The organism is Streptomyces sp. NPDC002671 (genome assembly GCF_053592475.1).
Map to the genome: position 1 here is coordinate 1 of NZ_JBSFVU010000046.1, position 22,344 is coordinate 22,344.

Annotated in this window: 16 protein-coding genes and 1 pseudogene; 3 read left to right on the forward strand and 14 right to left on the reverse strand. The window is 72.7% G+C overall.

Annotated features, from left to right (window positions below; genetic code table 11):
- Nucleotides 1-71: 71 nt before the first annotated feature.
- Nucleotides 72-2,759, reverse strand: a complete 2,688-nt coding sequence (ppdK, locus tag ACWD35_RS39110) for a pyruvate, phosphate dikinase (protein ID WP_451356126.1) — start codon at nt 2,757-2,759, stop codon at nt 72-74.
- A gap of 335 nt (nt 2,760-3,094) precedes the next feature.
- On the opposite strand from ppdK, the gene ACWD35_RS39115 reads away from it, so the two are divergent.
- On the forward strand, nt 3,095-3,229 hold the full coding sequence (locus ACWD35_RS39115; RefSeq protein ID WP_451356150.1) for a CBS domain-containing protein: 135 nt from the start codon (nt 3,095-3,097) through the stop codon (nt 3,227-3,229).
- A 201-nt stretch (nt 3,230-3,430) separates the two neighbouring features.
- On the opposite strand, the gene ACWD35_RS39120 is transcribed toward ACWD35_RS39115, so the two are convergent.
- The 8 genes and pseudogenes from ACWD35_RS39120 to ACWD35_RS39155 form a co-directional block, all read right to left on the reverse strand.
- Nucleotides 3,431-6,118, reverse strand: a complete 2,688-nt coding sequence (locus ACWD35_RS39120; RefSeq protein ID WP_451356127.1) for a bifunctional acetate--CoA ligase family protein/GNAT family N-acetyltransferase — start codon at nt 6,116-6,118, stop codon at nt 3,431-3,433.
- Between the two features lie 136 nt (nt 6,119-6,254).
- A pseudogene (locus ACWD35_RS39125) lies at nt 6,255-8,355 on the reverse strand (heavy metal translocating P-type ATPase).
- Nucleotides 8,356-8,543: 188 nt separating this feature from the next.
- Nucleotides 8,544-8,750, reverse strand: a complete 207-nt coding sequence (locus ACWD35_RS39130; protein ID WP_451356128.1) for a hypothetical protein — start codon at nt 8,748-8,750, stop codon at nt 8,544-8,546.
- A gap of 4 nt (nt 8,751-8,754) precedes the next feature.
- On the reverse strand, nt 8,755-9,852 hold the full coding sequence (locus ACWD35_RS39135) for a cytochrome b (protein ID WP_451356129.1): 1,098 nt from the start codon (nt 9,850-9,852) through the stop codon (nt 8,755-8,757).
- Complete coding sequence (locus ACWD35_RS39140) at nt 9,849-11,000, reverse strand: hypothetical protein (protein ID WP_451356130.1); 1,152 nt, start codon at nt 10,998-11,000, stop codon at nt 9,849-9,851. The genes ACWD35_RS39135 and ACWD35_RS39140 overlap by 4 nt, the downstream gene beginning before the upstream one ends.
- Nucleotides 10,993-11,196 (reverse strand): hypothetical protein, encoded by a 204-nt coding sequence (locus ACWD35_RS39145; RefSeq protein WP_451356131.1) that lies wholly within the window; start codon nt 11,194-11,196, stop codon nt 10,993-10,995. The genes ACWD35_RS39140 and ACWD35_RS39145 overlap by 8 nt, the downstream gene beginning before the upstream one ends.
- A 113-nt stretch (nt 11,197-11,309) precedes the next feature.
- Entirely contained in the window at nt 11,310-11,576 is a 267-nt protein-coding gene (locus ACWD35_RS39150; protein ID WP_451356132.1) for a DUF2933 domain-containing protein, read from the reverse strand.
- A gap of 37 nt (nt 11,577-11,613) precedes the next feature.
- Nucleotides 11,614-11,898, reverse strand: coding sequence for an SHOCT domain-containing protein (locus ACWD35_RS39155; RefSeq protein WP_451356151.1), 285 nt, complete (start codon nt 11,896-11,898; stop codon nt 11,614-11,616).
- A gap of 205 nt (nt 11,899-12,103) precedes the next feature.
- Here ACWD35_RS39155 and ACWD35_RS39160 point away from each other — a divergent pair, with 205 nt between their 5' ends.
- Nucleotides 12,104-14,662 carry a heavy metal translocating P-type ATPase gene (locus ACWD35_RS39160; protein ID WP_451356133.1) on the forward strand — a complete coding sequence of 853 codons (2,559 nt, stop codon included), beginning with the start codon at nt 12,104-12,106 and terminating at the stop codon, nt 14,660-14,662.
- A gap of 32 nt (nt 14,663-14,694) precedes the next feature.
- Here ACWD35_RS39160 and fdhF read toward each other — a convergent pair whose 3' ends face one another.
- The 4 genes from fdhF to ACWD35_RS39180 all read right to left on the reverse strand — a co-directional run bounded on the left by fdhF (nt 14,695) and on the right by ACWD35_RS39180 (nt 21,062).
- The gene (gene fdhF / locus ACWD35_RS39165; protein WP_451356134.1) at nt 14,695-17,376 is read right to left on the reverse strand and encodes a formate dehydrogenase subunit alpha; all 2,682 of its coding nucleotides are present in this window, start codon (nt 17,374-17,376) and stop codon (nt 14,695-14,697) included.
- The gene (locus ACWD35_RS39170) at nt 17,373-19,058 is read right to left on the reverse strand and encodes an NAD(P)H-dependent oxidoreductase subunit E (protein ID WP_451356135.1); all 1,686 of its coding nucleotides are present in this window, start codon (nt 19,056-19,058) and stop codon (nt 17,373-17,375) included. The genes fdhF and ACWD35_RS39170 overlap by 4 nt, the downstream gene beginning before the upstream one ends.
- 82 nt (nt 19,059-19,140) lie before the next feature.
- Nucleotides 19,141-20,565 carry an RtcB family protein gene (locus ACWD35_RS39175; protein WP_451356136.1) on the reverse strand — a complete coding sequence of 475 codons (1,425 nt, stop codon included), beginning with the start codon at nt 20,563-20,565 and terminating at the stop codon, nt 19,141-19,143.
- 56 nt (nt 20,566-20,621) lie between these two features.
- Nucleotides 20,622-21,062 carry an archease gene (locus tag ACWD35_RS39180; RefSeq protein ID WP_451356137.1) on the reverse strand — a complete coding sequence of 147 codons (441 nt, stop codon included), beginning with the start codon at nt 21,060-21,062 and terminating at the stop codon, nt 20,622-20,624.
- 433 nt (nt 21,063-21,495) lie between these two features.
- Here ACWD35_RS39180 and ACWD35_RS39185 point away from each other — a divergent pair, with 433 nt between their 5' ends.
- Nucleotides 21,496-21,639 (forward strand): hypothetical protein, encoded by a 144-nt coding sequence (locus ACWD35_RS39185; protein ID WP_451356138.1) that lies wholly within the window; start codon nt 21,496-21,498, stop codon nt 21,637-21,639.
- 237 nt (nt 21,640-21,876) lie between these two features.
- Here ACWD35_RS39185 and ACWD35_RS39190 read toward each other — a convergent pair whose 3' ends face one another.
- Nucleotides 21,877-22,296: a CBS domain-containing protein gene (locus tag ACWD35_RS39190; RefSeq protein ID WP_451356139.1), complete on the reverse strand. Its 420-nt coding sequence runs from the start codon at nt 22,294-22,296 to the stop codon at nt 21,877-21,879.
- Between the last annotated feature and the right edge of the window lie 48 nt (nt 22,297-22,344).

A 22,344-nucleotide genomic window follows, 5' to 3' on the forward strand; every position in this document is an offset into this window, starting at 1 on the left:
ATGGCCTTGTGCCTCTCCAGTGCCGTTCGGCCCTCGGTCCTCGGTCCGGGGCCGGTCGTCCCAGGCTCCGTTCATCTGCTGTCACCGGTGTCGACGTCGCCCAGCGTGGCCCGGCCCGCCTCCAGCCGGGCCACCGGGACCCGGAACGGCGAGCAGGAGACGTAGTCCAGGCCGGCGGTGTGGAAGAAGTGGATCGACTCCGGGTCGCCGCCGTGCTCCCCGCAGACGCCGGTCTGCAGCTCGGGCCGGACTGCTCGGCCCTCCTCGACGGCGATCCGGACGAGCCGGCCCACGCCCTCACGGTCGAGCGTCTCGAAGGGCGAGGCGGCGAAGACGCCTTTGTCGAGGTACGCCGAGAAGAACGCGGCCTCCACGTCGTCGCGCGAGAAACCCCAGGTGGTCTGAGTGAGGTCATTGGTACCGAAGGAGAAGAACTCGGCTTCCTCGGCGATCCGGCCGGCCGTGAGCGCGGCCCGGGGCAGCTCGATCATCGTGCCGACGGGGCAGTGGACGGGCATGCCGGCCTCGTCGCCGACCTCGGCCAGCACGCGGGCCACCTGCTCGCGGGTCAGCCGGAGTTCCTCGACGGCTCCGACGAGCGGCACCATGATCTCCGCCCGCGGGGAGCCCCCGGCCCGCGTCCGCTCGACCACCGCTTCGGCGACGGCCCGGACCTGCATCGCGACCAGGCCGGGCACCACCAGACCGAGCCGCACACCGCGGAGGCCGAGCATCGGGTTCTCCTCGTGCATCCGGTTCACCGCGTCGAGCAACTCCACGTCGTGGGCGTCCGGTTGCCCGCCCGCGGCCTCGGCGGCGGCGACGCGCACGGCCAGGCCCGTGCGGCCGGGCAGGAACTCGTGCAGCGGCGGGTCGAGAAGCCGGATGGTGACCGGCAGGCCGTCCATCGCCTCCAGGATGGCCGAGAAGTCCCGCCGCTGGAGCGGCAGGAGAGCGGCGAGCGTGCGTTCGCGATCGGCGTCCGTGCGGGCAAGGATCATCTCCTCCACCAGCCTGCGCCGCTCGCCAAGGAACATGTGCTCGGTGCGGCACAGCCCGATGCCCTGGGCCCCGAACCGCCGGGCCCGCGTCGCATCCTCCGGCGTGTCGGCGTTCGCCCGGACCTCCAGCCGCCGCACCACGTCGGCGTGTTCGAGGGCTCGGGCAACGGCCGCGACCACGCTGTCCGCCTGCTCTCCGGATTCCAGGTAGCGCATCGTCGCCGAGGCGACCAGCGGCACGGCCCCGGCGTACACGGCACCGGTGGAGCCGTCCACCGAGATGACGGTCCCCTCCTCGACGATCGTGCCGTCCCGGGCGGTGAGCCGCCGGGCCCCGGTGTCGACGCTGATGTCCTGCGCGCCGCACACGCAGACCCGGCCCATCCCGCGGGCTACGACGGCCGCATGGCTGGTCTTGCCACCCCGGCTGGTCAGCACCGCCTGCGCGGCGACCATGCCGGGCAGGTCGTCGGGCGTGGTCTCCTCGCGCACCAGCACCACCTGCTCACCGGCAGCGGCACGCCGTACGGCCTCCGCGGAGTCGAACACGGCCGCACCGGCCGCCGCGCCGGGCGAGGCGGGTACGCCGTGGGCGATCGCCGCGCCGGCCTTGCCGGTGTCGAAGCGGGGGAACATCAGCCGGCCGAGTTGTTCGCCGTGCACCCGGTTCAGGCCCTCGTCGGCGGTGATGAGCCCCTCTCCGACCAGTTCCGCGGCGATGGCGAAAGCGGCCTCGGCGGTGCGCTTGCCGACCCGGGTCTGCAGCATCCACAGGGTGCCGCGTTCAATGGTGAACTCGATGTCGCACAGATCGCGGTAGTGCCGCTCCAGGGTGCCCGCGTGGTCGCGGAGTCGACGGTAGGAGCGCGGGTCCAGCCGCTCCAGCTCGGAGAGGGGCACGGTGTCGCGTATACCCGCGACCACGTCCTCGCCCTGGGCGTTCGGCAGGTAGTCGCCGTACAGGCCGGGCAGTCCGGTGGCCGGATCGCGGGTGAAGGCGACGCCGCTGCCGGAGTCGGAGCCGAGGTTGCCGAACACCATGCGCTGCACGGTGACCGCGGTGCCCAGGTCGTCCGGGATGTGCTCGCGCCGCCGGTACAGCTGGGCGCGTCCTGCGTTCCAGGACCGGAACACGGCGAGGATCGCATGCCGCAGCTGTGCGGCGGGGGACTGCGGGAAGTCGTGGCCGGTCTTGTCGCGGATCACCCGCTTGTACGTTCCTACCAGCCAGGCAAGGTCGGACGCGTCCAGGTGCAGGTCGTCGGGTGCCTCGCGGGCCTCCTTCAGCAGGGTCATGGCCTCGTCGAACAGGGCCGGGTCGACGCCCATCACCGTGCTGCCGTACATCTGGACGAGCCGGCGGTAGGAGTCCCAGGCGAAGCGCTCGTTCCCGGACACCTTGGCGAGACCGAGCACGGAGGCGTCGTTCAAGCCGATGTCCAGGACGGTCTCCATCATGCCGGGCATGGAGAACCGTGCCCCGGAGCGCACCGACAGCAGCAGTGGATCGTCGGGCTGCCCCAGCCGCCGCCCGGTGGCGGTCTCCAGCGTCGACAGGTGCCGGGAGATCTCCGCCGGCATGCCGTCCGGCTCCTCGCTGGTGGCGAGGAAGGCGCGGCAGGCCTCGGTGGTGACGGTGAACCCGGGCGGAACCGGCAGGCTCAGCCGGGTCATCTCGGCCAGGTTGGCGCCCTTGCCGCCGAGCAGGTCGGCCAGGTTCCGGCCGCCGTCCTGGAAGTCGTACACGTAACGGACCATGGCGGCACTCCTGGACTGCGCGGGCTGCGTACGGTTCCAGCGTCGGACGCGGGGGCACCGCCGGGCGAGGTGCTCTCGGCCCCCGTGACCGGGCCGATCGGCCCCGTTCGCGCGGGCCGCCGGCGATGTCTCGGAGGGGAGGGCGGTCGCCACCCCTCGCGTACCGTCATCCGCCGGGGACGGCTACGGTGGGGGAGACCCGGCGGGCCGGATCCCGCGCCTACGGGGGCAGGGGGGTGACAGGCCCCGAGGAGCCCCGCGTACGACTGCCACAGCTGAGCCTCGTTGCCCGCGAGAGCGCCGCCCGGAGCCGGGCGCGTACGGCAGGCGGGGTGATGTCGGCGCCCGCCGTGACGGTCCCCGCGGAGGCAGCTCTGCCGGAGGCCGCCCGGCTGATGGCGCGGCACGGCATCGAACGGCTGCCGGTGGTCGACGAAGAGGACCGGCCACGAGACGGCGGGGCGGCCTGACCGGCCGGCTGGCTTCCCGGGCCATCAGGACCACCCCTCGAACGCCGCCCGCACCCGTGCCGATCGGGGCGGCCACGGCGGGGCCGAGCCCGCCGAAGCGCGGCGGTTGGGGTGCCGTAGTCGACCGTGACGACGTCGTCGGTCATGACGGCGCCGACCTTGGTGGGGCTCATGGCTGACCTCCGTCAGGGGAAGGGACCATCAGCGCAGCTTGCGCAGATACGGATCGTGGGGGTGGCGCGGCACGAGCCGGATGCGGGCGTCGAGCGTGGTGACGCCGTGCGGGCCGGCCAGGACCGGGTTGAGGTCGGCCTCCGCCAGTTCGGGCAGGTCGGAGGCCATCCGGGAGAGCCGGTGCAGCAGCTGTTCCGGGCCGCCGAGGTCGACGGCGGGGCTGCCGGCGTAGCCGAACAGCAGCGGGGAGCACCGTGGGGATGTGAGCAGGTCGTGCACGTCGAGGTCGGTGAGCGGGGCGAGCCGGGCCGCGTGGTCGGCGAGCAGCTCGGTCGCGGTACCGCCGAGGCCGAACACCACGAGCGGCCCGAAGACCTCGTCCTGGACGACTCCGGCGAACAGTTCGGTGCCGCGTTCGGCGAGCGGCTGGACGACCACTCCGGTCATCCGGTCGCCGAACCGGGTGACCAGATCGCGGTGGGCGGCCCTGACCTGCGAGGCGTTCTGAAGGCCGAGGTGGAGGGCGTGCTGCTCGCTCTTGTGCAGCAGACCTGGCCAGTACGCCTTCATGACGACCCGTCCGTCAGCGCCTTCGAGCCGGTCCGCCGCGGCGACCGCCTCGTCCTCGTCGCGGGCCCAGGCCCAGGGGATCAGCGGGATGCCGTAGCAGCCGAGTAGTGCGGCTGTTGCCTGCGGATCGAGCCAGCCTCCCTCCCGGTGCGTGTCCAGGAAGGCGGCGGTCAGGCTCTTGGCGCGCTCGGTCGCCACGTCCGGCAACTCCGGTACGGTGCCGGGAAGTCGGGACAGCCAATAGGCGCGGGCTGTGGCGTGGGCCAGGGCGCGGGCGGCGTCCTCGGCGTCGGAGTACGCGGGTACGGTGGCACGGCCGGTGGCGGGCAGCAGCTCGACGCGGGCGGCCCGGGCGGGCAGCACCGCGAGGACAGGGCGGGGGAGCGACCCCGGGGCCGAGGTCAGGGCGCGCACCAGATCCTCCCCGGTGGCCGCCGCGACCGCCGTGGGGACCAGGCTCACCAGGACCGCGTCGACGCCGCCGTGCCGGGCCAGCAGGCCTATGCACGCCCGCAGTTGCTCCTCGCCGACGGCCGCCGTGGCGTCCACGGGGTTGGTCGCGGTGGCGCCGCGGGGCAGCACGGCGAGGAGTTCGTCCACCAGGTCGGCGGCGAGCGGAGGGACGACGAGTCCGGCGTCCGCGCACGCGTCGGCGGCCAGGACACCGGCCCCGCCCGCGTTGCTGACAACGGCGACCTTCGTACCGCGAGGCAGCGGCTGAGCATGCAACAGGGCGGCGGTGTCCAGGAGTTCACCGATCGTGCGGGTGGCGGTGATGCCGGCCTGGGTGAACAGGGCCTGACGGGTCATGGTCGGGGTGGCCGCCGCCGCGGTGTGCGAGGTGGCGGCCCGCCGCCCGGCCTCGGACCGGCCGGCGTCCACGGTGAGCACCGGCATCGAGCGGGCCACCCTGCGGGCGGTGCGTGAGAAGGCGCGGGGATTGCCGAAGGACTCCAGGTGCAGCAGTGCCAGGTCGGAGTGCCCGTCGCTCTCCCACCACTGGAGCATGTCGTTGCCGCTGACGTCGTACTTGTCGCCGAGCGAGACGAAGGTCGACACCCCGATGCCCAGCCGGGCCAGGCCGTCCAGCAGCGCGATGCCGACGCCGCCGGACTGCACGGCGACCCCGGCGGTGCCGGGCCCGGGGTGCCGGGCGGCGAACGTTGCGTCCAGGTGGATGTCCTCCTCGGTGTTGGCCAGGCCCAGGCAGTTAGGGCCGACCAGCCGCATGCCGTGACGTCGGCACGCGTCCAGCAGAGCGCCGCTGTGGTGCGTGTCCAGGCCCGCGGACACCACGAGCAGGGCGCGCACGCCGGCCCTCCCGCACTCCTCGGCGACCTCGGCAACGGCTGCGGCCGGTACGGCGATCACGGCCAGGTCCGGCACCTGCGGCAGGCCGGCGACGGACCGGCCGGCGTGCACCCCGGCAACCGCGGCGGCCTCGGGGTGCACGACGTACAACCGCCCGGTGTACGAGCCGTTGTGGATGTTCCGCAGGATGGCGCGTCCGACCGACCCCGGTGTGCGGCCCGCGCCGATCACCGCGACGGAACCGGGGCGCAGCAACGGCCGCAGGCTGGCGATGTCGGCCAGCCGTCCTCGGGCGTCCACGGCGCTCAAGTACCTCTCGTCCTCGGTGAGTTCGACCGTGCAGTGCACCTCGGGCCCGTCGAAGCGGCGGGTCACGCGCAACCCGAGGTCGTGGAAGACCTTCAGTACGTCGTGGTTCTCGGACAGGGCCTCGGCCCTGAACGCCGTGACACCCGCCGTACGCGCGGCGTCCGCGAGGTGTTCCAGCAGGAGGGTGGCCACCCCGCGGTGATGCCAGTCGTCGGCGACGGACACCGAGATCTCCGCGGTGCTGCCGCCGGGCAGGACTTCGTACTCGGCCAGGCCCACGAGCCGCCCGTCGCACTCGGCGGCCAGCGCGCGGTAGCCGGGACGCTCGCCCCTGACCACCCGGTCGGCGGCCTGCCGGGCGGAGGCCGGGTTGAGGGAGAAGAACCTGAGCCGCAGGTTCTGCGGCGACATCTCCTCGTACAGCCGCTGCACTTCCTCACGATCCGCCGGACCCGCCTGCCGTATGCGAATCGTGGTTCCGTCGGCCAGCAGGGCATGCACCGGGACTTCCTGGATGCCGGTCATCACGAACGCTCCCTCCGGACGATCCCGCGTTCAGCGTCCGGCGCCGGGTCCCGGCCGCACAGGGGCTGACCGGGCCCGGCGCCGGGCCGGGTGGCCCTCCCGGGCGGAGTGCGCCGGCAGCGGGCCCCGCAGAACCTCACTGGGCCAGCGAGAAGTAGCTCTCCTCTTCTTGTGTGAAGTGCGGGCGGAGGACGGTGTGCAGTCCGTACAGGCAGGAGCGCAGGTCGTCGAGCTGGCCGGGGGACAGGCCGCCCTCGGCGCGGGCGAGCTGCAGGTGGGTGGCGATGCGGCGGGAGAGGCGTTCGATCTCGGTATGAGCCCTGCTCATGGTGGCCGTGGCCTCCGGGCCTCCGAGAGCGGGGGCGAGGGCGGGGTAGAGCTCGTGCTCCTCGGCGTACTCGTGGGGCAGCAGCCGTTCGGTGAGCAGGCGGTGCGCCTCCTCGACGGCCGCGAGAGCCTGCGGGCCGGGACCGTCGGAGAGTCGGTCGGCGGCACCGCGCACCGCTTCGAGCACGTCCTGGAGGTCGTCGTGTTCCGAAGCGAAGCGGTGGATGAGCGCCTCGGCGGCCGGCGTCAGCGCCGGTCGCGTGGCCTGGCCGACGCGCAGTGCCCGCAGGGCATTGACGATGACTGCGACATCGATGGCCTCCTGGAGCAGGGCACCGGCTGCAGGCGGCAGCAGGCCGAAGGCGGCTGCGGCCATCGCGGCCAGGGACATCGCCATCCCGCCCAGGGCACTCTGCACGGCGATCCGCCGGGCCCGTACGGCGATGAAGACGGCGTCGGCGAGCCGGTCCACGCGATCGGTGGTCAGCACGATGTCGGCGGCCTCCGAGGAGGCGGTGGAGCCGCGCGCACCCATCGCCACACCGATGTCCGCGGCGGCCAGCGCGGGGCGTCGTTCACGCCGTCACCCACCATGACGGTGATCGCGCGTTCGCGTTCGGCCCGTACGACGGCGACCTTGCCTGCCGGGTCGAGCCCGGCGCGGACGTCGTCCGGTCCGAGGACGGTGCCCACCTCGCGGGCCGGCTCCGGGCGGTCGCCCGTCAGCATCAGCAGCCGCTCGATGCCCGCGGCCCGCAGATGGCGCAGGGTGCGCGGGGCGTCGGGGCGCAAGGGATCCCGCAGTAGCACCGCACCCGCCGCACATCCGTCGACGGTCAGCCAGGCCACGGACGTGCCATCGAGCAGCACCCGGTTGTCCACCGCCCCGGCCCAGGACGGACGCCGGACGTGCCGAGGCGGCCGACCGCCACCCGGTGACCGCTCACGGTGCCCGTAGCACCCCGGCCGGGCTTCTCGGTGACATGGGACGGGACCGACAGGACCAGCTTCCGCTCGCGCGCGGCGCCGACGATCGCCTCGGCCAGGACATGGGGCGAGTACTGGTCCACCGAGGCGGCCAGCCTCAGCACCTCTGCCGGCTGCCACCCCGGTGCGGCGACCACGTCGAGGACCCGCGGGCGCCCGCGGGTGAGGGTGCCGGTCTTGTCGAGCAGCAGGGTGCAGGCCCGGCCCAGGTTCTCCAGGGCGCCGCCGTCACGCATGACCACTCCCAGGCGTGAGGCACGGGAGATCCCCGAGACGATGGCTACCGGCGCGGCCAGCAGCAGCGGACACGGGGTGGCGACCACGAGCACCTGCGACCGCCCGTACCGCCGAGCCGCTGAGCAGCCAGGTCAGTCCCGCCACCGCCAGGGTGAGCGGAAGGAACCAGGCCGCGTAACGGTCGGCCAGCCGTACCACGGGAGCGGACTCGGCCCCGGCCTGCCTGGCCAGTCGCACGATTCCGGCGTACGTGCTGTGCTGCTCGGTGGCCGCGGCCCGCAGCTCGAAGGCGCCGCCGGCATTGACGACCCCGCTGCGGACGGTGTCGCCCGCCGCCCGCTCGACGGTCAGGGACTCGCCGGTAAGTACGGACTCGTCGAGGCTGGCCACGGCGGTGCCCTCCACCCGCCCGTCGACCGGGACGGCCTCGCCCGGACCCACGACGAGCAGGTCACCCACGGCGACTTCGGCCAGCGGAACCGCGGCGACTCCGGCCGCTGTCCGGCGGCGCGCCGTGTGGGGCGCGTGCTCCATCAGCGCGCGCAGATCGTGCGAGGCCCGCCGCTGCGCTGCCGCCTCCAGCGTGCGACCGGTGGCCAGCATCAGCGCGATGAGCACCCCGGCCAGGTATGCAGGTCGGCGAGCCTCTGGTCACCGGCGAGCCAGGCGACACCCCCTGTGCTCAGGGCCGCCGCCGTGATGACCAGGGGGGCGGGCTCCAGCCGTGGTGGGCCGACCGCCCTGGTCAGAGAGCGCAGCCGTGTGGTGGGGGGAGCGGTTCATGACCACCTCTGTCCGTCCGGCATCGTTGCCCGCGGTCCGGTCTTCGTCCATCACTTCGCGATGGGCCGGGCCTGTGGCAGGGACGAACCCTTCACGGGTGTGGCGGGGGCGAGGACCGCAGAAGGTGGCGCATGACCCGGTAGAGGAGGGCACCACTCACCATGAGCAGGAACAGGCCGACGGCGACAGTGATGTCCGCAGCCGTGGATGCCGGGGCGGCGAGGGCCTGGGCGGTGCCGCCGGCGGCCAGGACGGCGACGGCGGTCAGGGGCCACAGGCTCACCTGGGCGCGGGGCATGGCGTCAGCCTCCCATCAGATGCTGGGCCGGGGTGGTGACGGCTTCCAACACCGTCAGGACGATCAGGAAGGCGACCACCGCGCCGCCGAGACTCATCGCGACCGGGCGGCGGCGCCAGTGGCGTTCTGGGCTGCGGTCGACGAACGGCAGGGCAATCAACAGGGCGAACAGGACGCCGGCGCCCCACAGGATGCCGGACAGGCCGATCCAGTTCTCCAGGGTGAACAGCCACCAGTACATCCACGGCGGCTTGGTGACCTCGATGCCCTCGACCGGAGTGGAGCCGATGGCCGGCGGGAAGACGACCGCCAGCACGCTCAGAACCGAGAACAGGATCAGGCCCAGGGCGCCGATGCGGCGCAGGTGGTGGGTGAAGGGCTCGAACGGCTCCCCGGACTCGGCCGGGTTGTCCGGACGCGGCGAGATGCTGTGCCGTTTCACCAGCAGGGCGTGCAGCACCAGCAGCACGAGGATCAGCATCGGGATCAGCGACACGTGCGCCATGTAGAGCCGTACCAGGAGCGGGACCTGGCCCGAGAAGTCGGAGCCGAACCAGAAGCCCAGCCCGCCGAGCAGTTTGCCGATCTCCAGGTTGTGGCTGAGCGCCTCGTAGCCCTCCTGGTCCCACTTAAGCACGGTGCCGGTGAACATGGCGCCGATGATCAGCGCGAACATGCCCACGCCGATGAGGTAGTTGCCCTCGCGCGGGCGCTTGTACGAGCCGGTGAAGTAGATCCGCAGCAGGTGCAGGATCGCCAGGACGTACATGGCCTCGGCGGCCCAGTAGTGCAGGCCGCGCAGGTACTTGCCGAGGTACACGGCGCGTACGAGGTGGCGGACGGACTCGTTCGCGAAGGCCGGGTCCGGGTTGTAGAACTGCGCCATCACGATGCCGGTGGCGATGAGGAGCAGCAGGCTGACGGCGGTCAGGCCGCCCAGGCTGTAGGCGACGGTATTGGCGTGGGAGGGCACCGGGTACTGGATGGCCTTGATACCCAGGCGCTCGTCGACGGCGTCCATGAAGCGCCGTGTCCAGCCTGCCGGTTCGGGGGCTTCCGGCTTGACGGGCGGTTCGGCGGGGGCCGATTCCATACGGGTCATGGCGTTCCTCCCCCATGGGTGTCGTGCGGGCGGACACGGATCGCGAAGGCGACGCCCCCCGCTCCTACGGCGACGCTGCCGGCCAGCAGCCCCCAGTCCCCGGCGTGCAGCGCGCCGCGGCCCGGCAGCGGGTCGGCCACGACAAGGGTGCCGGTCTCGGTGCCGGTGATCGGGAGCGGGCTGCCGATCGGCACCGGGGCGGCGGGCGTGGTGGCCACACGGGCTCCGATCGACCGCTCCAACAGGACGCGCGTGGCGGGGAGGTCACCGGACTTGAACGCCTGCTGCGCCTGCCGGACGTAGGCCAGGTCGACGTGCGAGGTGTCCTTGGCATTCACCGCGTCGTTGATCTTGTCCTCGATGTCCATCGTGTCGTGCGGCTTCGTCACCAGGTAGGCGATGCCCTGCCGTACGAGATCGAAGGCCCGGTCGCTCCCCTCGCCACCGTGCGCGAACGCCACCGAACCGGACAGCGTCAGCAGGCCGGCGGCGAGCACACCGGTGACGGCGGTACGTGCGGACCCTCTGCTCCGCCGTGAACGTGCCGAGGGCGCGGTGGAGTTGGCGTACACGTCAGCCTCCAGGGAGGTGAGTGAGGCTACCGAGCCGCCGGCTCCGTCCAGGATTGTCAGGCGAGCCGGCCGACGGCGGGGCCTTGCGGATGCGGGGGACGAAGCGCGGGGTGCGGGCCGCGTAGGCTTCCCAGTCGGCACCGAAGTGCTGGGCGACCTCCCGCTCCTCACCACGGGCAGGCGGGCGTAGACGTACACCAGGACCGGGAACATGACCAGCGTCGGGATGGTCGGCCACTGCAGCAGGAACCCGATCATGACGAGCAGGAAGCCGTCGTACTGCGGGTGCCGCCCCCGGTCGTCGGTGCCTGTGGTGGCCAGCTCGTCGCGCTGCGCGGCGGCGCGCAGGGTCTTCCAGGCGGTGGCGATCAGCCAGAAGCCGCCGCCGATGGCCACGTAACTGGCCAGGTGGAAGGGGCTCAGATGCGGGTCGCCCCGCCAGCCGGTCAGGTCGTTCCACAGGTGCCCTCCGGCGTGGGTGTCCTTCAGCAGCGGGAAGCGTGCGCCGAGCCAGCTGCCCAGCAGGTAGATGGTCAGGACGACCAGCGGCCACAGGCCGTAGGCGGCGTCAGCCATGACGGCCTCCTTCCCGCGTGTTCGCGTGGCGGGTGGTGCCTGGGGGCCACTCGCCGTTGGCGAGTCGGGCCATGCGGGCCTGGTAGTCGGCGGCCGTGATGCGGCCGTGCAGCAGCAGGCCGGTGCCACCGCTCGGTGGCCTCCAGCGCGGCACGGCGGCCGCGCAGCCGGGCGAGCGGAAGGTACCAGGACACATGCGGGATGGCCCGACGGGCGGTGTCGTAGACGAGCCAGGCCAGGAGGGCCACCCCGAGCAGCGGGGGCGATCACCGCGGACATGGGCGGCCTCCTGTCCTTCGGCCCGGCCGGTCAGGTCCGCCCGGTGCCGTACGGCGGACGGGCGTGCTTGGTCGGCGGGTCGTCGTCCGGGCGGTCGTGACGGGACGCGTCGTGGCCGTCCTGGGTGCCGCCGTCATCGCGCATGCCGCGCATCATGAACATCATCATCAGGGGGCAGGCCAGCACGATCAGCAGCAGGAAGATCGTGCCGACCGGCACGCCCAAGGCCAGGACGCCGACCACGGCGATCGCGACCGCGACGGCGTACAGGCCGTAGTTGCGCCGGTTGGTGTTCATCGCGGGCCTCCTCGGAGTGTGCCCGCCTTGTCGTCGGTCAGCGCTTGCTGAGCGGGGCGCCGTGGCCGGCGCGCAGGACGGCCATGCGGCGCTTGTACTCGTCCTCGTCGATCTCTCCGCGGGCGAAGCGCTCGGCGAGCAGTTGCTCAGGGGCCGATCCGGAGGGAGGGGGGACGGCCGGCGTCCCGGTGCTGTCCGGTCGGGCCAGTGCCCGGAAGAGCAGAACACCGAACGTGATGAGCACGGCCCAGAAGAGGATCATCCCGGCCGACATGACGAACCAGCCCCAGCCGCCGACATCGTGGTCGTACCAGAACATCACGGTGCTCACTTCCTCGCGGGCACGGGGCGCGGGCCTGACGCCTGCGGGCCGCCCGTTGCCCTCACCCCTCACCGTGAACCTCGGCCGACAGGCTGTCATGGGCCGAAGAGGCCAACACACCTGGGCCGTTGGACCCTTACCCCGAGGAGGTATCCGAGAGGAGCCTGAGAAGTGGCCCGTCAGGAGGGCAGAGGGAAGGTCTGCCATGGATACCTCCGACATCGTCGTGGTGGCCCTGGCCGCCGTCCTCGTCGCCGCGCCGGGCTGGTACTTCTTCGGTCCGCGCCGCGCCCGCAGCGCCCGTCTGGAGGGCGGGGTGCAACGGGTCGAGGTGACCGTGCGGGGCGGCTACAGCCCCGCTGTCATTCGGGTGCGCCAGGGGCTGCCCGTCGAGCTGGTCTTCGACCGGCAGGAGTCCGGGGAGTGCACGAACAGGGTTGTCTTCCCCGATCTGCGTGTGAGTAAGGGGCTGCCCGCCTTCCAGCGCACAGCCGTGCGCCTCCGGCCGGAGCAGGCGGGGTCGTACGGGTTCGCGTGCGGGATGAACATGATCCACGGCACGCTCGTGGTCGACCCAGCCGAGGGCCCTGGCGGTGGCCCGGTCGACGAGACGCCCGCGGTGACGGCCCAGGGCCCGCAGGGGCACGTCTCCGCCGCCGACGCCGAGGAGGCAGAGGTCGCGGAACGGCAGGCGGAGATCACGGATCTGTCGCGCCGGGTCGTGGTCGGTGCGTTGCTGACGTCGCCCGTGCTCTTCGCGGTCATGGCGCACGAGTTGTTCGGCGCCGACTGGGTGCCGGGCTGGATGCTGAACCACTGGCTGCAGCTGGCGCTGATCACCCCGGTGATGTTCTGGACGGGGTGGCCGATCCACCGCATCGGCTGGCTCACCCTGCGCCACCGCGGCGCCGACATGAACTCCCTGATCACGCTGGGCACGTCCGCCGCCTACGGCTACAGCCTGCTGGTGACCCTGGCCCCGTCGCTGCTGCCCGCGGACGTCCGCGAGGTCTACTTCGAGGCCGTCGGTGTCATCCTCACCCTGATCCTCCTCGGCCGGCTGCTGGAGGCGCGCGCCAAGGCCGGCACCGGCGAGGCGATCCGCGCCCTGCTGGGCCTGCAGGCGCGTACCGCTCGTGTCGTGCGGGACGGGGCCGAAACCGAGATGCCCATCGACGACGTCGTGGTGGGCGACGAGATCGTCATCCGGCCCGGCGAGAAGATCCCGGTCGACTCCGAGGTGTTCTCCGGGACCTCGGCGGTGGACGAGTCGATGGTCACCGGCGAACCGATACCGGTCACCAAGCACCCGGGGGACACCGTCATCGGCGCCACCGTCAACACCACCGGCTCCCTGCGCGTAAGGGCGGCCAAGGTCGGCGCCGACACGATGCTGGCTCAGATCATCCGGCTCGTGCAGCAGGCCCAGGCGTCCAAGGCGCCGATCCAGCGGCTGGCGGACGCGATCTCCGCGTACTTCGTGCCGGCCGTCATCGCCGTCGCCATCGCGGCCTTCGCCCTCTGGTGCACCATCGGCCCGGCACCCGCGCTCACGCTCGCGCTGGTCTCCGCGGTCGCCGTCCTGATCATCGCCTGCCCCTGCGCGCTGGGCCTCGCCACCCCGCTGTCGGTGATGGTCGGCACCGGCAAGGGCGCGCAGGCGGGCATCCTGATCCGCTCCGCCGAGGCACTGGAGACCGCCCACAAGCTGGACACGGTCGTCCTGGACAAGACCGGCACGGTCACCGCGGGCAAGCCCATCCTCACCGACGTCCGCCCCGCCGACGGCTTCACCGAGGGCGAGTTGCTGGCCTTGGTTGCCGCCGCCGAGGCCGACAGCGAGCACCCACTCGCCACCGCCGTTGTCGAGGGCGTCCGCAGGCGTGGGCTGACCGTGCCCGGCGCGTCGGCCTTCGACTCCGTCACCGGCAAGGGCGTCCAGGCCACCGTGAACGGCAGGGCCGTGCTCGTAGGGACGGCTCGGCTGCTCGCGGACGTCGGCATCACCACCGACCAACTGGCGCAACTGGCCGAGGAGTTCTCCGCCCAGGGCAAGACCCCCGTCCTGGCCGCCGTCGACGGACGCCCGGCCGGCGTACTGGCCGTCGCGGACACCGTCAAGGACGACTCCGCCCAGGCCATCACCGCCCTGCATCGACTCGGGATCGAGACCGTCATCCTCACCGGCGACAACGCCCGCACCGCCGCCGCCATCGTCGCGCAGGTCGGAGTGCGGCGCGTCCTGGCCGAGGTACTGCCGGAGCACAAGGCCGACGAGATCCGCCGCCTCCAGGGCGAGGGCCGGATCGTCGGCATGGTCGGCGACGGTATGAACGACGCCCCCGCTCTCGCCCAGGCCGACGTGGGTCTCGCGATCGGGACCGGCACCGACGTCGCCATCGAGGCTGCCGACATCACCCTCATCTCCGGCTCGCTCGCGGGCGTCGTGACCGCGATCCGCCTGTCCCGCGCGACCATGCGCAACATCAAGGAGAACCTGTTCTTCGCCCTCGTCTACAACGCCGTCGGCATCCCGATCGCCGTCGGCGCCCTCTACCCGCTGTGGGGCATCCGCCTCAGCCCGATCATCGCCGCCGCGGCCATGGCCCTGTCCTCCCTGTCCGTGGTCACCAACGCCTCCCGGCTGCGCCGCTGGCACCACGAACCGCTGCCGGCCACCGAGGTGGTCGAGGTACAGCCGAGCGTCGACGCTGCCCCCGACCGTCAGGCCGCCCACCGGAACCCCCGAACTGGCACTCGGTAACGGGGCCCCATCGGCGTGTGCCCCAACAGGTGTCACCGCGCGGCCAGCCGTACGGCCGTGACCTTGTACTCGGGACAGGACGTGACGGTGTCCGCGTGGGCGGAGGTGAGACGGTTCACTCCGCTCGCGGGGAAGTGGAAGGAGCAGAAGACCTGGCCGGGGACCGTCTGTTCGCTGATCCGGGCGATGAGCCGGGCCTTGCCGTGTCGGCTCTCCACGGTGAGCTGCGCGCCGTCCCTTACGTCGTACCGGAGTGCGTCGTCTGGATGGACGTCGAGGAAGTCCGCCGGGTCGAGTGCGAGGTTGCCTCCACGCCGGGTCATGCTGCCGGAGTTGTAGTGGGCCCAGCGCCGCCCGGTGACCAGGATGAGCGGATAGTCGTCGTCGGGCTGTTCACCGGGTGGGAGGTAGGGGGCCGCTGCGAGGCGGGCCCGCCCGTCCGGCGTGGCGAACCGTTTCTCGTACAGCTTGGCCTGACCCGGGCGGTCGGGGTGCGGGCAGGGCCACGGTACGGCGCCCTCCCGGTCCAGCCGTTGATGGGAAAGACCGGCGAAGACGGGGGCGATCCGTCCGCACTCGGCGAGGGCGTCGGCCGGAGTGGGGCAGCCCAGGTCAACGCGCATGGCCGCCGCGAGTGCGCGTACGACGTCGAAGTCGCTGCGTGCCTCGCCCGGCAGGGACACGGCGGGGCGCACCCGCTGGAAGCGGCGGTCGAAGTTGACGAAGGTGCCGTCCTTCTCCAGCCAGGACGCCACCGGCAGCACGATGTCGGCACGGCGGGCGGTCTCGGACAGGAACAGTTCGCTGCACACCACGAGCGGGCACGCGTCCAGGGCCGTGGCCACCCGGTCGGTGTCGGGGTCGGTGGCGCAGACGTCCTCGCCGATCACCCACAGCGCCCGCAGGGCCCCCGCTCGGGCGGCGGCGAACATGTCCGGAATCCTCAGACCGGGGCGTTCCGGAATCCGCACACCCCAGACCGCTTCGGCCCGGGAACGTACGGCCGGGTCGGTCACCCTCCCGTAGCCGGGCAGGAGATCGGGCAGCGCGCCCATGTCGGAGGCGCCCTGGACGTTGTTCTGGCCGCGCAGCGGGTTGACCCCGTGCCCGCGGTCGGTGCCCACGGCCCCGCGCAGGATCGCCAGGTTGGCCAGGGACCGTACCCCGTCCGTGCCGTGCACGTGCTCGGTGACGCCCAGGCCGTAGATGATCGCGGGCCGGCGGGCACGGCCGTACAGCCGGGCCGCCGCGACCAGGTCCGCGGCTGGTACGCCGGTGACGTCCTCGACCCGGTCGGGCGGGTAGTCGTCCAGCAGTTCGGCGAGTTGGGGCAGGCCAGTGGTTCGCTCACGCAGGAAGTTCTCGTCGGTCAGCCCTTCGGCGAGCAGGACGTGGGCGAGCCCGTGGAAGAGCGCGACGTTGGTGCCGGGGCGGGGCCTCAGATGCACGTCGGCGTGCAGGGCGAGGCCGACGGCGCGGGGGTCCGCGACGACCAGCTTGGCTCCGTGGAGTACGCGCCGCAGGAGGCGCGCTCCGACGACCGGATGGGCTTCGACGGGGTTGGCGCCGACCACCAGCAGGCAGTCGGAGCGCTCGACGTCGTCGAAGCTGTCGGTGCCGCCGGAGAGTCCGAAGGACGCGGTCAGGCCGGCGGCGGACGGCGAGTGGCACAGCCGCGAGCAGTTGTCGACGTTGTTCGTGCCGATGACGACCCGCATGAACTTCTGGACGAGGTAGTTCTCCTCGTTGGTGGCGCGGGCCGAGGAGATGGCCGCCACGGCGTCCGGGCCGTCGGTGTCGACGGCCGCACGCAGGCCCCGGGCGGCAAGGCCGAGTGCCTCGTCCCAGCTCACGGGCTCCAGGCGGCCGTCGCGCCGCAGCAAGGGCCGGGTGAGCCGTTCGGGAGAGGTCAGGTATCCGTGGGCGAAGCGGCCCTTGACGCAGGCGTGTCCCTGATTGACCGAGCCGTCCCGGGCGGGCAGTACCGCCGTGACCTCGCCGTCGGAGGTGACGACGTCCAAGGAGCAGCCGACGCCGCAGTATCCGCACGTCGTACGGGTCGCGGCCGGCCCGTGGGCGGAGGTGAGCCCCGCCCCCGGCCCGGGTTCGGCGAGGGCACCGGTGGGGCAGGTGTCGACGCAGCCGCCGCAGGCCACGCAGTCCGACCCGGCCCAGGGCCCACCGGTGCCCGGAGCGACCACGGTGTCCGCGCCCCGGCCGGCCAGGGTCAGGGCGAAGGTGCCCTGCACCTCGGCGCACATGCGGACGCACCGGCCGCAGGCGATGCACAGATCCCGGTCCAGGTGGACGTACGGGTGGGAGTCGTCCTCGCCCCGGCCTCCGGCGCCCTGTGCCGTCTCGGGGCCGATGCCCAACGACCTGCAGACGCGGGCCAGTTCGCTGGGATTGCCGTCGGCGACGGCACGGGGCGGCAGGGCCGAGGCGATGACCGCCACCGCGTTGCGACGCAGCTGCCGGAGCTCGTCAGCGGCGGTTTCGACGCGAGCGCCGGATGCGGCAGGGGTCACGCAGGCCGCCGCGATCCGCCCGTCGGCCCGTACGAGACAGGTACGGCAGGAGCCGGCCGGGCTGAGCCGGTCGTCGGAGCAGAGTGCGGGCAGCTCGATCCCGGCCGACCGTACGGCCGAGAGCAGGAAGGCTCCCTCAGGAACGGTCACGCCCGTGCCGTCGACCTCGACCTCGATGCCGGTCATGGCTCCCATCCCGCCAGCCGGTCCCCGTATGCGCGGGCGAGGCTCCGCACGGCAGGTGGAATGCCTCGCCCGAAGGCGCACAGGCTCGCGTCAGCCAGAACACGGGCGAGCCGTCCCCACTCCGGTCCGGGCGGCGTGCCGGCGGACGCAAGCTCCAGACCGCGCCGCGAGCCCACACGGCACGGGGAGCAGGCGCCACAGCTCTCCGCGGCCGCGAACTGCCAGATGTGCCGCAACACCTCCTCCGGTGCCACGCGCTGGTCGAAGGCGACCAGCCCTGCATGGCCGAGAGCGGCGCCCCGCGCCGTGAGTTCGGCCGTGGTCAGCGGTACGTCCAGCGCGTCGGGGGAGAGGAAACCGCCCAGCGGTCCGCCGACCTGCAACGCGGTCAACTCACTGCCGTCCTTCAGGCCGCCACCCAGCTCGGCGACGATCCGCAGCAGCGGGGTGCCCAGCTCGACCTCGTACGCCCCCGGCCGGGCGAACCGCTCCGACAGGCAGACCAGCTTCGTCCCGGTCTCGTCGGGGGTCCCACGCCGGGCGTACGCCTCACCGCCCCGCGAGACGATCCATGGGACGGCCGCCAGTGTCTCGACGTTGTTCACCACCGTCGGCGCATCCCACAGCCCATGCCGGGTCGGGTAGGGCGGACGAGGTCGCGCGCAGCCCCGGTCCCCCTCAAGGCTCGCGAGCAGAGCGGTCTCCTCACCCGCGACGTACGACCCGGCACCCTCCACCACCTCCACGTCCAGGACCGTGCCCGTGCCGTGCACGGACGGGCCGAAGTGCCCGTCGGCGTACGCCTGCCCGACGGCCTCCCGCATCCGCGCGAGCGCGCGCGGATACTCCGAGCGCACCAGCACCACACCCCGCCGTGCCCCGCACGCGAAACACGCCAGGGCCAAGCCCTCCAGCACCCGCTCGGGCTCCGCTTCCATCAGCAGCCGGTCGGCGTAGGAGCCGGGATCCCCCTCATCCCCGTTGACCACCACCACGGTGCCCGGCGCCCGGTCGGCTGCCTCCCACTTGGCCGACACCCGGAACCCCGCCCCGCCGCGCCCCCGCAGCCCGGATGCGGTCACCTCCAGCTGAACCCGGTCAGGAGTGCCGGCCGCCACCATCCGCGGCCACACCTGCCAGGGCGGCTGCCCAGCCACCACTCCTCCCAGCAACACGGGGTCGCCGGTGTCGTCGGACGCCGGGATCTCCGGATCGCGCGGGGGCTCCCGCCCCGCGAGCTGATCGGCCAGCGTGGGGCCGGTGCGGGGCGCGTCACCGTCGAGCGCGGCGGGACCCGCGTAGCAGTACCCCAGACAGCGGACGGCCTGCAGTGACGTCTCCCCGTCGGGCGACGCCGTGCCCGCGGTGACGCCCAGCTCGTGCTCCACATGGGTGAGGTGCCGTCCGGCCTGCGCGGCGAAGCACGCCGTCGCCGAACAGACCCGGACGTGCCGGCGGCCGTGCGGGGCGGCGAGATCCGCGTAGTAGGCGGCCGGTCCGAGCGCCGCGGCGGCCGGCAGGCCGAAACGGGCGGCGACAGGCGGAGCCCAGACCTCGGGGCCGTCCGTCCTGCCCGCCCGGGCCTCGGCCAGCGCCTCGATCAGCCGGTCCCCCGGCCGCCCACGCCGGTCGGCCAGGGCCCGAAACGCGTCGAAACGGTCCGCAGAACCCACGGGAACCATGGCCTCATCGTGGAGGCAGCCTCACGAGGCCGCAATCCGGACATCTGTCCTGCCGCTGATCCGGCGGTGGCCCGGCCGGCTCTCATCCCTTGAGGACACCCAGGGGTACCAGGCGGGCGACCAGCCGGCCCAGGTCGTTGTGCTCGCTTGCCCGGACGACGGCGTCGACATCCTTGTATGCCTCGGGCGCTTCCTCGATCACGCTGCGCCAGGAGGCCGGGAGCACCGCGACCCCCGCACCGGCCAGCTCGTGGCGCAACTGCCGCGGGGACATCTCGCGGTGGGCGCGGTGCCGGCTCCAGACGCGGCCCGCGCCGTGGCAGCAGGAGTCGAAGGCACGGTTACCGGTGATGCCGGACATGACGTACGAGGCGGTCCCCATCGTGCCGGGTACGAACACCGGCTGGCCGAAGGGGCGCAGAGCGTCCGGCAGGTCGGGGTGCCCGGGGGGCAGGGCCCGGGTGGCACCCTTGCGGTGGACGCACAGCATGCGCTGCGCGTGGTCGTCCGGATGGGTCTCCAGTTTGGCGAGGTTGTGCGATACGTCGTAGAGCAGGTCCAGGCCCGAATCCGCCACCTGCCGGAAGGCGCCGCGGGCGGCGTCGGCCAGCAACTGCCGGTTGGCGCGGGCGTAGTTCGCGGCAGCGGCCATCGCGCCCAGGTAGGCGCGCCCCTCGGGCGAGTCGACGGGAGTGCAGGCCAGTTGAGGGTCGGGTACCGCGATGCCGTAGCGGCGCATCGTCGCGTCCATCGCCCGGACGTGGTCGGTACAGATCTGGTGGCCCAGACCGCGCGAGCCGCAGTGGATCATGACGCACACCAGGCCGAGGCGCAGGCCGAACGCCCGTGCGCACGTCTGGTCGTAGACCGTGTCGACCGCCTGGACCTCCAGGAAGTGGTTGGCCGAGCCCAGGCTGCCGACCTGCCCGGCACCGCGGTCCAGGGCGCGCTCGCCGACTTGCGTCACGTCGGCGTCGTCCACTGCTCCGCCGTCCTCGCACCGCTCCAGGTCGCGTGGCACTCCGTGCCCGTGCTCGACGGCGTACCGGGCGCCGCCGCGCAGCAGATCGTGCAGCTGTGCCCGGCCCGCCAGATGCCACAGCCCGCCGCGCCCGAGGCCGCGCGGCATCAGTCCGCTCAGGCGGTCCATCAGCACGGGCAGCTTCGGCACGAGGGCAGCGCGGTCGACGCCCGCTGTGAGCAGGCGCACGCCGCAGGAGATGTCGAAGCCCACCCCGCCGGGCGAGACGACCCCGCCGCGGGCGACATCGGTCGCAGCCACGCCGCCGATGGGGAAGCCGTAGCCCCAGTGGATGTCGGGCATGGCGTACGAGGCGCGGACGATACCGGGGAGTGTGGCCACGCGAGCCACCTGCTGAAGGGCCTGGTCCCCGGGCTCGTCGGGCAGCAGCTCGCGCGGGGCGAGGACGACGCCGGGCACGCGCATGGCGCCGGTCTGTTCGATGCGGAACCGCCACGGTCCGTCCGCCACCAGTTCGATGTCCATCTCAGGTCCCGCCTCCTCGGCGGCGCACCCCGGCGCCGGACGTGGGCGACGGGGCGTCACACATCCAGCGTCACCCGGCCGGTGAATCCGTGCGAGTCCCGGGCCAGCGCCAGTCCCTGCAACGCGACGGCCTTGGGCACGGCCCCGGTCTGTGTGGCCGTCGAGCAGTCGGCCATCACGAACCGCACGCGCACGCCGTGCGGCGCGGGCGTCACGGCGACATCCACGGGCAGCTCGCCCGCGGCGTCCATGCGATAGATGACCTCCTCCAGTACGGCGGCCAGGAGCCGCCCGTCGTCCTCGGACGACACCACGCACTCCCTGGCGACGCCGGGCGCGCCCGCAGGCAGCTCGGCGAAGCTACTGACCAGGCCCCGTATCGCCTCGGCGATGCACTCCTCGCGCGTCGGCGCCCAGGCCTCGACGCGGAGATCACCGGTGTGCGCAAGGCTCCGGTGACCGCGTCGGCGTGCCGGTCCGTGCTCTGTGTCCGTCACGATCGTTCCCTGCTGGTCACATGTCCCTCAGTGCTCCGGCTGCGGGCACTTGGACGGCATCGTGGTGTGTTCCGGTTCCTCCAGCGACAGGCGGTGCGGTTCGAAGGAGACCAAGTCCCGAGCGCCGGTCGGACGGGCGTTGCGGACAGCCGACGGCCGGTGCTGTCGGCAAGGCCGGGGGACGGCCGCTGGGGCTGGTGACGGTGTACGTGGTGGCGGCCGTGCTCGCCGTGGTGGCCACCGGGATCGCCGCGGCGCGGATGAGCCTGGCGGGCCTGGCGCGGGCCGGGTATTGGCCGAAAGAGACTCTCAGTCCCGTGGGCGGACGACCGCCAGGGGCACTGGGAGAACTGCAGGAGGTGGTGGCTGACGGAGCCGAGGGCCAGCCGGCACCGAGCCCACGAGAGCCGACGTCGGTCACGCGGCCTGCCCGGTGGTGATCGTCAACCACGTCACGACCGGCCACGGCCGCATCGACGTCGGCACCGACGGGTCTGCACACTCCCGAGCCGCCCTCGCGTACGCCTTCGAGCAGGCGTCGCTGCGCAGCGCCCAGTTGCAGGCTGTGCATGCCTGAAGCCATCCCGTGGTGGAGCAGGTGCCCGACGAATCGCCATCACTTCCAGGTCCGGATGGGCTTCCTGCACGATGGCGGTGGCCTCGGTCACGACGCCCTGGTCCCAGTTGTCGGCTCCGACCACGATCGGATCAGTCATTTCCTTCTCCCGGGTAATGCGGGCGTCGGTGTTCCGGGGCGTACTGAGGATTGCCCACGACACCCCGGTGGCGGGAGCGGGGCGAGAATCCTGGTGCGTCAGGGGACAGCGCAGACGGCTTCGACGAAACGGCCCACCTGGTCCTCGGGCAGGTGACGTGCGAGGTCCGCCTCGCTGATCATGCCGACGAGCCGATGGTTGTCGATCACCGGCAGCCGGCGGATCTTGTGCTCTTCCATGGCCTGGAGGACCCGGCCGGCGTCGGCCCCGGCGTCGATCGTGACCGGCTTGCCCTGCTCCAGCTGACCTGCGGTCATGGCCCTGGGGTCCTTGCCCTTGGCGACACACTTCAGCACGATGTCGCGGTCGGTGATGATTCCGTGCAGCCGGTCGTCGGGACCGCATATCGGGAGGGCTCCGACGTCCAGTTCCTTCATCCTGCGCGCGGCGGCCTCGAGAGTCTCGTCCTCCCGGACGCAGGTCGCACCGGTGTGCATGATGTCTCGGGCTGTGGTCATGGCAGTCTCTCCTTCAAGCACCGCTGTCCGCGCGGGGAGAGCCCGTGG

Coding starts and splice junctions, on each gene's coding strand:
- ACWD35_RS39145 (WP_451356131.1), bottom strand. CDS start 11,196: ATGTGTCCTGGTACCTTCCGCTCGCCCGGCTGCGCGGCCGCCGTGCCG.
- ACWD35_RS39140 (WP_451356130.1), bottom strand. CDS start 11,000: ATGGCTGACGCCGCCTACGGCCTGTGGCCGCTGGTCGTCCTGACCATC.
- ACWD35_RS39120 (WP_451356127.1), bottom strand. CDS start 6,118: ATGACCGGCATCCAGGAAGTCCCGGTGCATGCCCTGCTGGCCGACGGA.
- ACWD35_RS39190 (WP_451356139.1), bottom strand. CDS start 22,296: ATGACCACAGCCCGAGACATCATGCACACCGGTGCGACCTGCGTCCGG.
- ACWD35_RS39135 (WP_451356129.1), bottom strand. CDS start 9,852: ATGACCCGTATGGAATCGGCCCCCGCCGAACCGCCCGTCAAGCCGGAA.
- ACWD35_RS39160 (WP_451356133.1), top strand. CDS start 12,104: ATGGATACCTCCGACATCGTCGTGGTGGCCCTGGCCGCCGTCCTCGTC.
- fdhF (WP_451356134.1), bottom strand. CDS start 17,376: ATGACCGGCATCGAGGTCGAGGTCGACGGCACGGGCGTGACCGTTCCT.
- ACWD35_RS39150 (WP_451356132.1), bottom strand. CDS start 11,576: ATGAACACCAACCGGCGCAACTACGGCCTGTACGCCGTCGCGGTCGCG.
- ACWD35_RS39130 (WP_451356128.1), bottom strand. CDS start 8,750: ATGCCCCGCGCCCAGGTGAGCCTGTGGCCCCTGACCGCCGTCGCCGTC.
- ACWD35_RS39115 (WP_451356150.1), top strand. CDS start 3,095: ATGTCGGCGCCCGCCGTGACGGTCCCCGCGGAGGCAGCTCTGCCGGAG.
- ACWD35_RS39170 (WP_451356135.1), bottom strand. CDS start 19,058: ATGGTTCCCGTGGGTTCTGCGGACCGTTTCGACGCGTTTCGGGCCCTG.
- ACWD35_RS39175 (WP_451356136.1), bottom strand. CDS start 20,565: ATGGACATCGAACTGGTGGCGGACGGACCGTGGCGGTTCCGCATCGAA.
- ppdK (WP_451356126.1), bottom strand. CDS start 2,759: ATGGTCCGTTACGTGTACGACTTCCAGGACGGCGGCCGGAACCTGGCC.